The organism is Glaciecola sp. HTCC2999, assembly GCF_000155775.1.
Taxonomy (GTDB): domain Bacteria; phylum Pseudomonadota; class Gammaproteobacteria; order Enterobacterales; family Alteromonadaceae; genus Opacimonas.
In genome coordinates this window covers 131,275-146,214 of the sequence record NZ_DS989811.1, presented here as the reverse complement: position 1 = coordinate 146,214, position 14,940 = coordinate 131,275, and the positions used below count along the sequence as shown (strand labels likewise).

12 protein-coding genes are annotated in these 14,940 nt (G+C 42.1%); 11 read left to right on the top strand and 1 reads right to left on the bottom strand.

Going from position 1 to position 14,940, the window contains the following annotated elements; genetic code table 11:
* The first annotated feature begins 73 nt into the window (after positions 1-73).
* The 10 genes from G2999_RS04705 to tldD all read left to right on the top strand — a co-directional run bounded on the left by G2999_RS04705 (position 74) and on the right by tldD (position 12,938).
* On the top strand, positions 74-1,420 hold the full coding sequence (locus tag G2999_RS04705; RefSeq protein WP_010179254.1) for an MFS transporter: 1,347 nt from the start codon (positions 74-76) through the stop codon (positions 1,418-1,420).
* 14 nt (positions 1,421-1,434) lie between these two features.
* Entirely contained in the window at positions 1,435-1,962 is a 528-nt protein-coding gene (gene ssb, locus G2999_RS04700; RefSeq protein ID WP_010179252.1) for a single-stranded DNA-binding protein, read from the top strand.
* A 168-nt stretch (positions 1,963-2,130) separates the two neighbouring features.
* Positions 2,131-3,174, top strand: a complete 1,044-nt coding sequence (locus G2999_RS04695; RefSeq protein ID WP_010179250.1) for a rod shape-determining protein — start codon at positions 2,131-2,133, stop codon at positions 3,172-3,174.
* A 34-nt stretch (positions 3,175-3,208) separates the two neighbouring features.
* Positions 3,209-4,090 carry a rod shape-determining protein MreC gene (gene mreC / locus G2999_RS04690; protein ID WP_010179248.1) on the top strand — a complete coding sequence of 294 codons (882 nt, stop codon included), beginning with the start codon at positions 3,209-3,211 and terminating at the stop codon, positions 4,088-4,090.
* Complete coding sequence (mreD, locus tag G2999_RS04685; RefSeq protein WP_010179246.1) at positions 4,083-4,556, top strand: rod shape-determining protein MreD; 474 nt, start codon at positions 4,083-4,085, stop codon at positions 4,554-4,556. The genes mreC and mreD overlap by 8 nt, the downstream gene beginning before the upstream one ends.
* Positions 4,553-5,155: a nucleoside triphosphate pyrophosphatase gene (locus G2999_RS04680; RefSeq protein ID WP_010179244.1), complete on the top strand. Its 603-nt coding sequence runs from the start codon at positions 4,553-4,555 to the stop codon at positions 5,153-5,155. Before mreD ends, G2999_RS04680 begins: the two co-directional genes overlap by 4 nt.
* Positions 5,156-5,173: 18 nt before the next feature.
* Positions 5,174-6,640: a ribonuclease G gene (gene rng, locus G2999_RS04675; RefSeq protein WP_010179242.1), complete on the top strand. Its 1,467-nt coding sequence runs from the start codon at positions 5,174-5,176 to the stop codon at positions 6,638-6,640.
* A 3-nt stretch (positions 6,641-6,643) separates the two neighbouring features.
* Positions 6,644-10,642, top strand: coding sequence for a YhdP family protein (locus tag G2999_RS04670; protein WP_010179240.1), 3,999 nt, complete (start codon positions 6,644-6,646; stop codon positions 10,640-10,642).
* A gap of 2 nt (positions 10,643-10,644) precedes the next feature.
* Positions 10,645-11,484 carry a carbon-nitrogen hydrolase family protein gene (locus G2999_RS04665; protein WP_010179238.1) on the top strand — a complete coding sequence of 280 codons (840 nt, stop codon included), beginning with the start codon at positions 10,645-10,647 and terminating at the stop codon, positions 11,482-11,484.
* Between the two features lie 8 nt (positions 11,485-11,492).
* On the top strand, positions 11,493-12,938 hold the full coding sequence (gene tldD / locus G2999_RS04660; protein ID WP_010179237.1) for a metalloprotease TldD: 1,446 nt from the start codon (positions 11,493-11,495) through the stop codon (positions 12,936-12,938).
* 64 nt (positions 12,939-13,002) lie between these two features.
* On the opposite strand, the gene yjgA is transcribed toward tldD, so the two are convergent.
* Positions 13,003-13,530 (bottom strand): ribosome biogenesis factor YjgA, encoded by a 528-nt coding sequence (gene yjgA / locus G2999_RS04655; RefSeq protein WP_010179235.1) that lies wholly within the window; start codon positions 13,528-13,530, stop codon positions 13,003-13,005.
* A 75-nt stretch (positions 13,531-13,605) separates the two neighbouring features.
* Between yjgA and pmbA the strand changes: the two genes are divergently transcribed.
* Positions 13,606-14,937, top strand: coding sequence for a metalloprotease PmbA (gene pmbA / locus G2999_RS04650; protein WP_010179233.1), 1,332 nt, complete (start codon positions 13,606-13,608; stop codon positions 14,935-14,937).
* Positions 14,938-14,940 lie beyond the last annotated feature (3 nt).

The window sequence follows — 14,940 nt, the reverse complement described above, 5'->3', positions numbered from 1 at the left end:
GGTCATAGATTTTACTTCGCGAAAAATATGCTAAACTGCGTGTCTTTTTTAATAATGAAAAGTAGTCATATCTGTGAACGCTACGGAATTTCGCGCGGCTTTAACCCTCGCAGCCATTTATATTCTTCGAATGCTGGGCCTATTCATGGTCGTGCCAGTATTAGCGATCTTGGCACGTGATTTTCCCGACTATTCTCCACTATTAGTTGGCTTAGCGATTGGTGGCTATGGACTAACCCAAGCCCTACTGCAAATACCAATGGGTATGCTCTCTGATAAAATTGGCCGTAAACCGGTTATTATTGGTGGCCTATTATGTTTTGCATTAGGAAGCTTAGTGGCCGGTCTGGCTTCAGATATGACATGGTTAATTATTGGTCGAGTACTGCAAGGAGCAGGAGCCATTGCTGGCGCGGTTATGGCGCTTGCTGCCGATGTCACGCGTGAGTCACAGCGCACCAAGGTGATGGCGATTATCGGTGTGTCGATTGGCTTATCTTTTTATTTAGCGCTGATTTTGGGCCCCATTATTTCAGGTATGTATGGCTTAAGTGGGATCTTTTTTATCACTGTATTGCTTAGTATTACTGGCATTGGATTGGTCCTATTTTTAGTACCTAACGCCACTAATGTAGCGCCAAGTGCCGATACTTTGCCACGCTTTAGCCAATTGCGTGTATTACTGACTCATCCTCAGCTGCGTCTGTTAAACATCAGTGTTTGCGTATTACATATGATGATTACTATTTTATTTGTACAACTACCTCAAATGTTAAGTGCCACAGGCATTGCTCTAGCACAACAATGGACGTGGTATTTACCTGTTTTGCTGATATCTATCGTCGGATTATTAGGATTAATGCGTGTCGCTAAAATTCATCCTAAATTAGTCATGCAAATCAGCATTATTGCAATGACACTGTGTTTCATTGGTTTTGGATGGGAGAGAGAACACTCATTAGCACTCTGGCAGTTATATGCTTTTGCTATATTATTTTTCATTGGGTTTAACTATTTAGAGGCCAATATTCCAGCATTAGTATCGAGTATCGCACCAGCCGGTAGCAAAGGAAGTGCCATGGGTATCTATGCCAGTTTTCAATTTTTTGGTGCTTTTTTAGGCGGCACTATTTCTGGCCTCCTGATCAGTTCATTTTCGGAAAATACGCTCTATACTACGTGTTCAGTGATTGGGATATTGTGGCTGGTAATTATTTCATTTTTAAGCCACCATGAACGCCTAAAACGCGTTACACTTAATCTCAAAGACACACGATATTCAGTTGCTGAAGTGGCAGAACGTTTACAGGCAATTGCTGGAATAAAAGATATCACTGTCGTTGAGGACGAGCGAGCAGCTTATTTAAAAGTTGATCCGCACACATTCGATTTAACATTAGCTCAACAAGCAGTGCAATAATAACGAGGTATAACATGGCAACAAAAGGTGTTAATAAAGTAATTATAGTGGGTAACTTAGGCAACGATCCTGAAGTTAAAAATTTACCTAATGGTGGTGTTGTGGCTAATCTAAGTGTCGCCACGAGCGAAAGCTGGAAAGACCAACAAGGACAACCGCAAGAGCGCACTGAATGGCATCGTATTACTATGTATCGTCGTTTAGCTGAGATTGCAGGCGAATACTTAAAGAAAGGCTCTAAGGTATACCTCGAAGGCAAATTACAAACGCGTAAATGGCAAGATCAACAAGGTAATGATCGTTACACGACAGAGATTATTGCTGATCAAATGCAAATGCTTGATTCCCGTGGTCAAGGCGGTATGGGCGGTGGCAACCAAGGCGGTGGATATAATCAGCCCCAATCAAATTATGGTGGACAAAACCAGGCTCCACAAGCAACTGGTGGGTATAATAAACCTCAACAAGCACCAGTTCAGGCACCTAGCACACCGGCTCCTCAAGAACCAAACTTTGAATACGATGACGATATTCCGTTCTAAGGAAGCAACCGTTTCTAACAATTAAAAACAGCCAGATATCACATTTCTTGATGTTATCTGGCTTTTTTATATCAATTACACTTAAAAAAGTATGCATTAAAGTGAAACATATCATAAAATGCTTGTCAGATATTAAGACCCTTAATAATTACAGAATAAAGGCTTGTCATGTTTAAAAAGCTGCGTGGTTTATTTTCAAATGATTTATCCATCGATTTAGGTACCGCTAATACACTGATTTATGTCAAAGACCAAGGCATTGTACTTAACGAACCTTCCGTTGTTGCGATTAGAGAAGAGCGAGCTGGCGCACCTAAAAGTGTTGCCGCCGTGGGTAGTGATGCAAAGAAGATGCTTGGCCGAACCCCCGGTAATATTAAAGCTATTCGTCCTATGAAAGATGGCGTTATCGCTGACTTTAATGTAACAGAAAAAATGTTGCAGCATTTTATTAAACAAGTTCATGATAATAACTTTCTACGTCCCTCACCACGTGTTCTCGTGTGCGTCCCTTGTGGTTCAACCCAAGTCGAACGTCGAGCTATTAAAGAATCTGCCGAAGGCGCTGGGGCACGCGACGTATATTTGATTGATGAACCAATGGCGGCTGCTATTGGTGCAGGATTACCAGTATCAGAACCCACCGGCTCTATGGTGGTGGATATTGGTGGTGGTACTACTGAAGTTGCGATTATTTCACTCAACGGTGTTGTGTATTCATCATCTGTACGTATCGGTGGTGACAAATTTGACGAAGCCATCATTAATTATGTCCGCCGTAATTTTGGTTCATTAATCGGTGAAGCGACAGCAGAGCGTATCAAGCATGAAATTGGTGCGGCTTATCCTGGTGAAGATGTCCAAGAAATAGAAGTCCGTGGTCGTAATTTAGCTGAAGGTGTCCCACGCAGTTTTGTACTCAATAGCAATGAAATCTTAGAAGCACTTCAAGAGCCACTCACTGGCATTGTTTCTGCGGTAATGGTAGCACTTGAGCAATCTCCACCGGAACTCGCTTCCGATATTTCTGAACATGGTATGGTCTTAACTGGTGGTGGTGCATTGTTACGTGACTTAGATCGTTTACTGATGGAAGAGACCGGTATCCCTGTCGTGATTGCTGATGATCCGCTTACTTGTGTCGCTCGTGGAGGTGGTAAAGCATTTGATCTCATCGACCATCACGGCGGCGACTTATTCTCTCCAGAATAAAGAGTAAAGGCAACGATGGGTTGCCTTTTTTATTATGAAACCGATATTCAACCGTGGTCCCACTTTAGAATCCCGATTATTAATTGTAGTCGTGCTTTCTCTCGGCTTGCTTATCTCTGACGGCCTTTATGGCGTTTTCAAACCTTTACGCAGCTTACTGACCACGCTCGTCTCCCCAGTGCAATATATCGCGAGCTTACCTGCAGTATTTCTCGATGCTAGTACCGATAGAATTATTTCCCAAGAGCAACTTATCACAGAGAATGAAGCGTTAATCCAACAACTAGTTATACTGCAAGCCGATAATCAACGATATCAAAGTTTACAAGCTGAAAATGAACAGCTCCGTAAATTACTTGATGCCCCGATCCAAACGAATTTGCCCAAAAAAGTCGCCGAACTGATGGCTGTGGATAATAATCCTTACTCCTTGCAGGTACTCATTAACAAAGGCAGTATTAACGGTGTATTTAATACCCAACCGGTTATTGATGACCAAGGTGTCGTGGGCCAAATTGTCGATGTTGCACAAACGACCTCTCGCGTATTACTGGTTTCTGATTTATCGCATGCCATTCCTGTGCGTATCTTACGTAATAATTTACGCCTTATCGCAAACGGCAGTGGTGAACTGAATCTCTTAAATATCAAACATGTACCTCATAGTGCCGATGTAGCCGAAGGTGATATTTTAATTACATCTGGACTGGGCAATGTCTTCCCAGAAGGATATCCAGTAGCAGTGATTTCACAAATTAAACGTGATGAAGGTCGCCCTTTTGCTATGGTTAAAGCCACTCCTCTGGCCCGGTTAGATAGACTTCGTTATCTGCTACTCTTAGGTCAACAAGAGATGCCATTGGCACCATTAAGTGCAACGGAAAACAGAGTGATTAAAGGGGATTTAAATGAATAAACGCTACGTTATTTATTTGTCCATATTCATCGCTTTAGTACTCGAAGTAATACCGATGCCTTTAGACGTAGCCATGTATAGACCTGACTGGCTATTATTAGTATTAGTGTATTGGAATATCGCCTTACCACAGCGAGTCAACCTTGGTTTAGCGTTTGCTTGCGGAGTCATATTAGATATTTTACTGGGTTACAGTTTAGGCCTGAACAGCTTAGCATTAGTGGTGGTCATTTATATTTCCTCATTACATTACCAACGATTACGTAATTATTCGGTGTGGCAGCAAATGGTCTTACTTGGCCTTTTAACCGCGTTATACAACTTAATCATCTTTTGGTTACAACATTGGCTGACTAATGTGTATTTCCAATTCAGTTATTTTTGGCCAATCGTCACCACTGTCTTTTTGTGGCCTTGGTTATTTTGGATATTACGTAAAATACGTCGTCAGATGGGTTTATCATGACTCAACTTTACCAGCAATATCACCCACTAGTGCTTGCCTCTGCCTCACCACGTCGTGTTGAGCTGTTAAGTCAATTAGGGGTCGATTTTGACCAAATCCCAGCTGATATTGATGAAGCGGTACTGCATGATGAAAAAGCGCATGATTATGTCCAAAGAGTCGCTAGGGAAAAAGCCTGTGTTATAGCAGGTTCTCATAGCGATAAATATATTCTTGGGAGTGATACGAGTATTCATATCGATGGCCAAATCTTAGGTAAACCATCCGATAAAGCGCATTTTACAGAAATGATGAACCTATTATCAGGTCAGTCCCATGAAGTTATCACGGCAATATGTGTCGCAACTCTAATCAATACTAAGATGAAAATTACTGAAAGTGTGGTGACTTCAACCGTTACCTTTGCAACAGTATCAACTCAACAAATAGAAGCTTACTGGGAAACAGGTGAACCGCTTGGTAAAGCCGGTGGTTATGCGATTCAAGGGATGGGTGGCCAATTTGTTACGCATATTGATGGTAGCTACAGTGGTATTGTTGGCTTACCATTAGCCCAAACCGTATTATGCTTACAAGATGCTGGCGTGATATCGTCTTAAGTCAAGGATTATAAGAATATGAGTGCTGAGTTATTAATCAACGTTACCCCATCTGAGTCTAGAGTCGCATTAATCGATAATGGTATTTTGCAAGAAATTCATATTGAGAGGCATACTAAACTAGGTTTGGTTGGGAATATATACCGTGGCAAAGTTTCACGAGTACTCCCCGGAATGCAAGCTGCATTTGTGGATATTGGCTTTGATAAGGCCGCTTTTTTACATGCATCCGATATCGTGATCCATAATGAAGTCGTCGATGATGTTAATCCAAATCACATTACTAAAAAAGATATTCGTGAATTAGTTCGGGATGGACAAGATATTGTCGTCCAAGTCGTCAAAGAGCCAATTGGGACTAAAGGGGCCCGATTGACTACGGATATTACTATTCCTTCACGCTATTTAGTCTTTATGCCTTCGGTGACACATGTTGGTGTCTCGCAACGCATTGAAGACGCAGATGAGCGCGAACGTTTGAAAGATATCGTATCCAAATTTTGTGATGAAAATGGCGGATTCATTTTACGCACGGCTGCTGAGGGGGTAAACGAACACGAGCTGGAAGCTGATGCTGAGTTCCTTAAGCGTTTATGGGACATTATTCAAACCCGCATGAAAACCAAAGCCAACAATGTGTTGTTTGAGGATTTACCGCTAGCTCGTCGTGTTATCCGAGACTTTACGGGAACTGAAATTGAAAAAATTCGCATTGATTCCAAACTCTCATTTAATGAGCTAGTTGAATTTACACAAGAATATGTCCCTGAGTTACACGATAAACTTGAATACTATAAAGGTGAACGACCTATTTTCGATTTATATGATGTCGAAAATGAAGCGCAACGCGCCTTAAAACGACGAGTAGATCTTAAGTCGGGTGGTTATTTGATCATTGATCAAACTGAAGCCATGACAACCATAGATATTAATACTGGCGCATTTGTCGGTCATCGGAATTTAGAAGAAACCATTTTTAATACTAATGTAGAAGCGACCCAGGCGATTGCTCGTCAGTTACGTTTACGTAATTTGGGAGGGATGATTTTAATTGATTTTATCGATATGACGGAACCTGACCACCAAAGACGTGTCTTACAATCATTAACCCATGCTTGTAGTTTCGATCGTGCCAAGACCAATATTCATGGTTTTACCGCCTTAGGGTTAATTGAAATGACGCGAAAGCGTACACGTGAAAGTCTTGAGCATACGCTATGTGAAGATTGTCCTGTGTGCGAGGGACGAGGCTCAATTAAGACGATTGAAACGATTTGCTTTGAGGTAATGCGTGAAATTGTTAGAGTGAATCGTGCTTATGATGCTGATAAATTTGTTGTCTATGCATCCCCTGCGGTTGCTGAAGCCTTAATGGGGGAAGAATCGGCGATGTTGGCAGAAGTTGAGCTTTTTGTCGCGAAACAAATCAATGTCCAAACAGAACATTTATATAACCAAGATAAATTCGATGTGGTAATGATGTAATTTATGAGTACCAGCAGCAAAAATACATGGCTATACCAAACCCTATCAGTGATCTGGCGCACCAGTGCCGTGATCGTGGTGTGTTTTGCTGTGCTTTTAACCGCTATACGCTTGGCTTTGCCGCATACTAATGAAGTGAACAAATATGTTTCTACTTTTCTCTCACAGCAATTAAATGCCGATATCAGTATTACCGAGATTGAAGGATATTGGGCAGGCAGTGGTCCACGTCTCAGCCTTCATAAGGTCGCTTTACGGCCGCTAAAAGAAACGAATAACACCTCACAATCAATTGAATTCACATTAGAAAATATTTATGTTGAGATAGATATGCTGGCGTCTTTGTTGAGCTGGGATATCGTGACTGATAAGTTTGAACTACAAGGTTTAGCTCTTGATTTGGACATCAGTCGCGCTGCAACCTCACCAGACCAAAATGACGCTATCTCTGCGCTTCAAGCAGCTGACACAGACCCCAATTTACCGCAATTACTCAAAGATATATTGCTACATCGCCTTGAATATTTCTCTGTCATCGATTCACATGTTGATCTTAAATTTGATAACCAAACCCAACGCATCGATATAGCCAACTTACTATGGTTAAACAAAGGTTTAATACATAAAGGTCAAGGTGAAATCTTTTTTAATAACAATGCGCAAAACAACGCACAACTCTCAGCTCAACTGACAGGCAGTGCTAGTAACTTAAACGGCACTATTTTTTTAGAAATACAAAATATAGCATTTGGTCAGTTGTTAGCTAATTATCTCCCCAGTTATATTTCGTTAGATGAGAGTGTCGCTCAAGGAAACGCATGGTTTACTATCACACAATCTGAATTAAATCGTGTGAGTGGTCAAATCACACCGACTCAATTACGCTGGTCAACTGATAACGATACACTGGTGACGAGTATTCAAAACATCGATTTCATGGCAGTTCCTGACGTCCAAGATTGGCATGTATACGCACAAAATGTCGTCATTGGGATTGATGATGAAATAATCTCTACTGATTTTAGTGTCCATAGTTCAGCAGAGGGAATATTGACGCTCACTAGTGACGCTCCTTTTGATGTGACTCCCCTTCGGCATCTAGGTGAATTCTTTCTCCCTAACACGCAACAGTTATGGTTTGAACAGGCTGAACCTAAGGCAACTGTGGAACAATTATCACTATTCAAAAATAGTGATTATTGGGGTGCTCATATTGCGTTGAACCCCGTTGCTTTTGAACAAACAACACTACCTGGTATCAACGCACTTGGGCTAGATGTTTATGCATTTCAGGATCTGACTAACACCACAGTGAAGCACGCCCCGCCAGTGCAAATGGGTATATCATTAACAGCACAAGATGATGTACTGCAGACAGATCAGCTACTCGCGCAGAATTTAGCACTAGAAACATTAACCGCTCAGTTATATTTCCAAATATCACCATTCTCAGTATCGATGCTACCCTCGCATTTAACTATCAATACTGACCTTGTAGACGCTGCGTTAGCGTTTTCTTATCGAGCTGATATTGATGTGCTCGCATTACAAGGCTCTTTTTCACCCACTAAGATTGAACATGTCGTCAAACTTTTACCTACTCATTTAATGGGAAAGAATACGTATAATTACCTCAAAAGAGCATTAACAACGACAAACCAAACAGGTCGAGTAGACCAAGCCGAACTATTATGGTTCGGTGCAGCTCAGGATTTTCCATTTGAACGAAACAATGGAATTTTTCAAGCCCAACTGACAATGCGAGAAGGTGAATTTGCTTTTTCACCTGATTGGCCAGCTTTAAGTGAGATGGATCTGCACCTAGCATTTGAAAATAATAACTTAACCATGCAAGCCCCGACGGGTAAATTATTAGATGTCACATTATCTGATCTCAATGCGACCCTTCCAGGACTAAATAGTCAAAGTGTATTAACCATCGATGCGAAAGGAGAAGGAACGGGTTTTGCGCTTGCCTCATTGATGCAACAATCAAGTATGGCAGACTCTCTAGGTAAAATACTGACTGAAAACATCATTATCTCTAATGAATTAAGTGCTGATGTAAATCTTACTATACCACTCGACTCGGCTGACATAATGGTTACTGGCAAGGTAAATCTACCTAATAACTACGTGCAGTTTTTAGATGTGGATTTCGCGCTGACCCAAGCTAAAGGACAAGTTGCATTTACCAATGCACAGATTGAAATCGAACAACTCTCTGCCGAATTATTCGACCAACCTATCAAACTCTCTTTCATAGGAGATACCACAACTGACGGCTACCAAGCAAATGCTACCCTAGACGGGGATTGGGATATCGCAGCATTAGCAAGTCGTGCTAGTCCAGAGTATGCAGACGTTGTGAAGGGCTTCACCACATGGTCAGGTGACCTCTCGTTATTATTTCCAAAACGTAAGGGAGTAGATTACGAATTCACTATTAACAGCGATCTGGTCGGCATCACACATGAGTTACCTGAGCCATTTGCTAAAACCAAAGATGTAATAATGCCACTTTCAATCCGTTTATCCGGCGCCAACTTAGCGACTCAAGTCAATGCCACGCTAGGTAATGAGATCCGCTTTGATGGGATCATTCCACATAAAGAAAAACAGTTTTCCCGCGCTCATTTAGCCTTAGGGGAGAGTGAATTCCAAGGGATGGGTGTCGGTTTTAGTATCTCTGCAGCACTTGAACAAGTAGATGTCGCATTGTGGTATCAAACTATTAGTAAATTGTTAAATGGCATGGATGGAAACGGTACACCACTATTTGGCTCGCCTGAACGCATCTTTATGCAGACTGAGAAAATGACGCTTGCTAACCAAGTGATTACTGATGTAAACGCAACAGCAAAACAAGCTGATAATAACTGGTTAATTGAACTCAATTCACGTGAGGCACGTGGTGAGATTCGCTTTTACAACGATTGGCTAGGTCGTGGTATCGATATCCAAGCCGATTATATCAACGTCACCTCGTTAAATGCGTTAACAAGCGATAATATTGATGGACAGCTTGAGACTGCTCAGCCAAGGGTTGCCCTTTCTGACAATGAATATGTATCATCACCGCGGGTCTTACCCCAGCAGCTCCCACCTATCGCATTTACCTGTACTCAATGTCGATTCTTAGATAATTACTTAGGCGAAGTTATTCTGCAGACAAAGCCCACTGAAAAGGGGCTTGAGATTACGCAATTACGTACGCAAAACGACCATGGTGGTGTTAATCTTACCGGCACATGGACAGATAAAACCTTTGTTAAAGGGCGCATTGAAAGTGACGATTTTGGGGCCTTTTTAGATGAATTTAACTTCTCGACAGGGATTAAAGACTCACAGGCAAGTTTCGAGGTTGAACTGAACTGGGATAACGCCCCGTTTGATTTTGATTTTGCCAATGTTAACGGTGCTGTAGATTGGTCATTAACGGATGGTTACATTACCGAAATCAGTGATAAAGGCTCACGGATATTCACGTTGTTATCCTTAGATTCTTTAGTACGCAAGCTCAGTTTAGATTTTAGAGATGTCTTTGCTAAAGGCTTTTTCTACGACAAAATCAATGGCACTATGAGTATCGAAAATGGCATTGCTTTGACTGACGATACGATTGTAGACGGTGGTGCTGGTGAAATTGAGATCACCGGCTATACTGATTTAGTCGAGCAACAACTTAACTATACAGTATCATTTGCTCCGAATGTCACAGGTAACTTACCAGCCTTAGTTTACTTCATGGTCAACCCGCCTACTGCAATAGCTGCGTTAGCGGTGAATCAAGTACTGACATCAACAAAGGTATTTTCTAATATTAATTATTCCATAAAGGGGAATTTTGATGCCCCTGTCATCACAGAACTAGAACGTCAAAGCACTGAAATCGATCTCCCAAAACGGGCAAATGCACAGCGTGTATTAGACGAAGATGAACCGCTCACTGAATTGGATAAACAGCCTTTAGTCCCGATTATCCAACCCACGGATAATTAGTTATGCCAAGTCATCCGATAAACCTTGTCGCTATTCAGCTAGTGTCATCGCCTCATGTTGATGATAATTTTGTACAAGTTATCCAGCAAATTGAGCACGCACAAGAAAATTGGGATAATGATCTTCCCACATTAATTGTGCTTCCTGAATGCTTTGCCTTTTTTGGTGGAAAAGACAAGGAGGCGTTGTTGTTACTCTCAGATGAGAAGCAACAATTACTCCATGATAAACTGTCAGACATTGCTAAAACGTATCATATTTGGCTAGTTGCAGGTTCAATCCCTACCCCGTCGCCAGATCCCAATAAAATGTTCGCTACCGCTTGGTGTTTTGACCCGTCTGGTGAATTAGTTGCTCAATATAATAAAACACATTTATTTGACGTCAGTATTACTGACAATACGGGTACATACCAAGAATCCGCCACCACGATGCCTGGAAGTGATGTAGTGGTCTTAGATACTGAATTTGGTCGTGTCGGCATCTGTATTTGTTACGATATTCGCTTCTCAACCTTGTTTAATGCGATGGTAAAAGAAAACGCTATTGATTATTTGGTTGTACCGGCAGCTTTTACTTATCAAACAGGTCAGGCGCATTGGCATCATTTACTCGCCTCTCGCGCCATCGAATACCAATGTTATGTGATTGCCGCTAACCAAGGTGGTAGCCATTGCAATGGCCGACATACTTACGGACATTCTGCTATTTATTCCCCTTGGGGCGATGTCTTAGATATGATTGAAAATGGGGCTGGATTTGTGATTGCTAAAAGTGATCCCAACAGGCATCATGAGATAAAACATGCACTCAATGTGCAACAACACCGACAATATTTTTAGGAGAACACGTGACTGCATCAGTGCAAGCAAATTTACTCGATGCCTCAGGGGTATCGATAGCACAAGTGAACGATACACTCGGCTTATTATGTGCCCATGATGTGAACTTTGCAGACTTGTATTTTCAATCCTCTCAGCATGAAACTTGGGTACTGGAAGACGGTATCATCAAAAATGGCAGTTACAACATTGAACGTGGTGTAGGTGTCCGAGCAATTAGCGGTGAGAAAACCGGTTTTGCGTATTCTGACGATATTAATGTAGCGGCATTACACGATGCGGCAAAAGCAGCACGTACCATTGCCCCTGCGGTTAATGTCACAAAGAAAATCACTCCCTTTGCCACGCTAGCTGCGGACGCAAAATATATGAGTGATAATCCATTATTACAAATGGAAGATGCCGAGAAAATCGCGCTCTTAAAAGCCACAGATAAGTACATTCGAGAACAAGCAAGTAATGCATCTCAAGTCAGTGTCAGTATGACCGGTGTCTATGAAGAGATTCTAGTGGCTGCAACCGATGGTACTTTAGCGACTGACCGTCGTCCTTTGATCCGTTTAAACTGTTCAGTATTACTCGAAGAAGGCGACCGTCGTGAACGTGGTGCTTCCGGTGCTGGTGGGCGCTTTGCCTATGATTATTTTGTGGCTGATGATAATGGTAAACCCTTTTATGAACGTCTTGCTGATGATGCATTGCATATGGCGCGAGTAAATCTTGAAGCAGTTGATGCACCTGCTGGTAATATGCCTGTCGTATTAGGCTCAGGTTGGCCAGGTGTCTTGTTGCACGAAGCTGTAGGGCATGGGTTGGAAGGTGATTTTAATCGCAAAGGTTCCTCTACCTTCTCAGGTAAAATTGGACAACAAGTAGCGGCCAAAGGCGTAACTGTTGTAGATGATGGTACGATCTCCGATCGTCGCGGTTCAATGACTATCGATGATGAAGGGACACCTTCTCAATACAATGTATTAATCGAAGACGGTATTTTACAAGGCTACATGCAAGATAAACATAATGCAGCACTCATGGGTGTCGCACCGACCGGTAATGGCCGACGTGAATCTTATGCACACTTACCTATGCCGAGAATGACAAATACCTACATGCTTGGCGGTGAACATACCCAAGCAGATATAATAAGCACGATAAAACAAGGTGTCTTTGCACCTAATTTTGGTGGCGGACAAGTAGATATTACGTCAGGTAAGTTTGTTTTCTCAACTTCTGAAGCTTACCTTATTGAAGATGGTAAAATTTCCACACCAATTAAAGGCGCTACCTTGATCGGTAACGGTCCAGAAGTGATGGGCAAAATTTCCATGATTGGCAATGACTTATCATTAGATAAAGGCGTTGGCGTGTGCGGCAAAGATGGTCAAAGCGTGCCTGTAGGTGTAGGTCAACCGAGTCTTAAAGTAGATGAAATTACAGTGGGTGGCACTCAATAAGCACCTGTAGAATTTCAAATTTGGTGTATTCAGTGACCGCAAACCGACCACTGAATACTTGGCTTTATGATGCGCTCGGCATGACCGTTTTAAGATATTGAAATATCTCACGAGATGCTTTTGGTGGTTTATTTTGTTCCGCCTGCTTTTTTGCTTGACGAACTAATTGACGTAAACGTTGGCGGTCAAGCTCAGGATATTGATGAAGCAGCGCTTGAATAGCATCATCACCTTGTTGAATAAGTTCATCTCGAGCAACTTCAATAGCATGAAACGCTTGATTAGATTGACGCTGTTTTGCATTGAGTAATGATAATGCATGTTCAATCGGCTCTGCATCAGTTTGACGTAACAATTTACCAATAAGTTGTAATTGACGACGATATCCGTCTTTTTTCTTATTGATACGTTGAGCTAAAGCAACCGCATCAGCTAAATCTTCATTCATTGGAATGGTTTTTAGAGCTGCGGCAGATAGACCCACTAATGTTTTGCCCACATCATGCAGAGCATCGGCTTGTTGTTTGAGTTGCGTCTTACTGACCCAACCATCATCTTCATCAGGTACGGGCGTGAATTCATCGTGGGACATAACAATTAACTTTTTCTTTTGAATATGGTTCTATTATAACAACGGAACCTCGAACTTGGATAGTGAAACTAACATATGCAGACAAAACAGCAACTCGAAGACATTAAAGAAGTCGTTAGCGACGTATTAGCGATGGCCAAAGCACAAGGTGCTACGGAGGCCGAAGCGAGCATGTCTAAAGTGCAAGGGATCGCCGTATCCGCTCGTATGCAAGAAGTTGAAAATATTGAATTTACCAATGATGGTGGGCTAGGAATTTCAGTCTATGTCGGTCGTCACAAAGGGTCTGCATCTACAGCTGATTTATCCAAAGCAGCCTTATCCCTCACCGTTCAAAAAGCCATCGAAATCGCCAAACATACTGGTGAGGACGACTGTAATGGTATTGCTGATGCAAACAAGATAGCCACATATATCCCAGATTGTGATTTATATCATCCGATTGAATTAGATACCGAACAAGGGTTACGTGATGCGCTTGCCGCAGAAAAAGCCGCACTAGATTACGATAGTAAAATTACCAACTCTGATGGTGCAAGTTACAATGCCAATATTGGTTGCCGTGTCTATGGGAACTCCCATGGCTTAATTGCAGGCTACCCCAGTACTCGTTATAGCTTAAGCTGTGTCGTATTAAGTGAATCCGAAACAGATATGCAACGTGATTATGCATATGAAGTATCACGGGTTAGTAGTGAAATTGGCGCCCCGGATGTCATTGGTCGTGAAGCAGCTAAGCATGCTATAGAACGTCTAGATGCCCGTAAAATTAACACGGGCAAATATCCTGTCGTCTTTGATAAAACCATTGCCTCTAGCTTGTTTGGGCATTTTGTCGGTGCCATCAGTGGTGGCAGTTTATTCCGTAAATCCTCATATTTAATGGATTCGTTACATACGCAAGTGCTACCTAGCTGGTTAACTATTGATGAAAAACCGCACGTCAAACGCGCACTGGCAAGTTCACCTTTTGATAATGAGGGCGTTCAAACCAATGACATGCAAATCGTCACGGAAGGGGTATTACAGCATTATCTGTTAACGAGTTACTCTGCTCGTAAAATGGGTCTAGAAACGAATGGCCATGCTGGAGGCATTCATAACTGGTATATCTCTACTAATGCGCCAGATCAAGCAGCGTTGTTACAGCAGATGGGTACTGGACTATTAGTCACTGAACTGATGGGTCAAGGCGTCAATGGAGTAACAGGTGATTATTCTCGTGGGGCCGCAGGTTTCTGGGTTGAAAATGGCGTGATCCAATATCCGGTCCATGAAATCACGATTGCCGGTAACCTCAAATCCATGCTGATGAATATCGAAGCGGTTGCTAATGATATAGAAGTACGCGGTAGTATCCAAACTGGCTCAGTATTGATCAGTGAGATGCAAATCGCAGGCAATTAACGA

Coding starts and splice junctions, on each gene's coding strand:
- yjgA (WP_010179235.1), bottom strand. CDS start 13,530: ATGTCCCACGATGAATTCACGCCCGTACCTGATGAAGATGATGGTTGG.
- mreC (WP_010179248.1), top strand. CDS start 3,209: ATGAAACCGATATTCAACCGTGGTCCCACTTTAGAATCCCGATTATTA.
- ssb (WP_010179252.1), top strand. CDS start 1,435: ATGGCAACAAAAGGTGTTAATAAAGTAATTATAGTGGGTAACTTAGGC.
- G2999_RS04665 (WP_010179238.1), top strand. CDS start 10,645: ATGCCAAGTCATCCGATAAACCTTGTCGCTATTCAGCTAGTGTCATCG.
- G2999_RS04695 (WP_010179250.1), top strand. CDS start 2,131: ATGTTTAAAAAGCTGCGTGGTTTATTTTCAAATGATTTATCCATCGAT.
- rng (WP_010179242.1), top strand. CDS start 5,174: ATGAGTGCTGAGTTATTAATCAACGTTACCCCATCTGAGTCTAGAGTC.
- G2999_RS04680 (WP_010179244.1), top strand. CDS start 4,553: ATGACTCAACTTTACCAGCAATATCACCCACTAGTGCTTGCCTCTGCC.
- mreD (WP_010179246.1), top strand. CDS start 4,083: ATGAATAAACGCTACGTTATTTATTTGTCCATATTCATCGCTTTAGTA.
- G2999_RS04670 (WP_010179240.1), top strand. CDS start 6,644: ATGAGTACCAGCAGCAAAAATACATGGCTATACCAAACCCTATCAGTG.
- pmbA (WP_010179233.1), top strand. CDS start 13,606: ATGCAGACAAAACAGCAACTCGAAGACATTAAAGAAGTCGTTAGCGAC.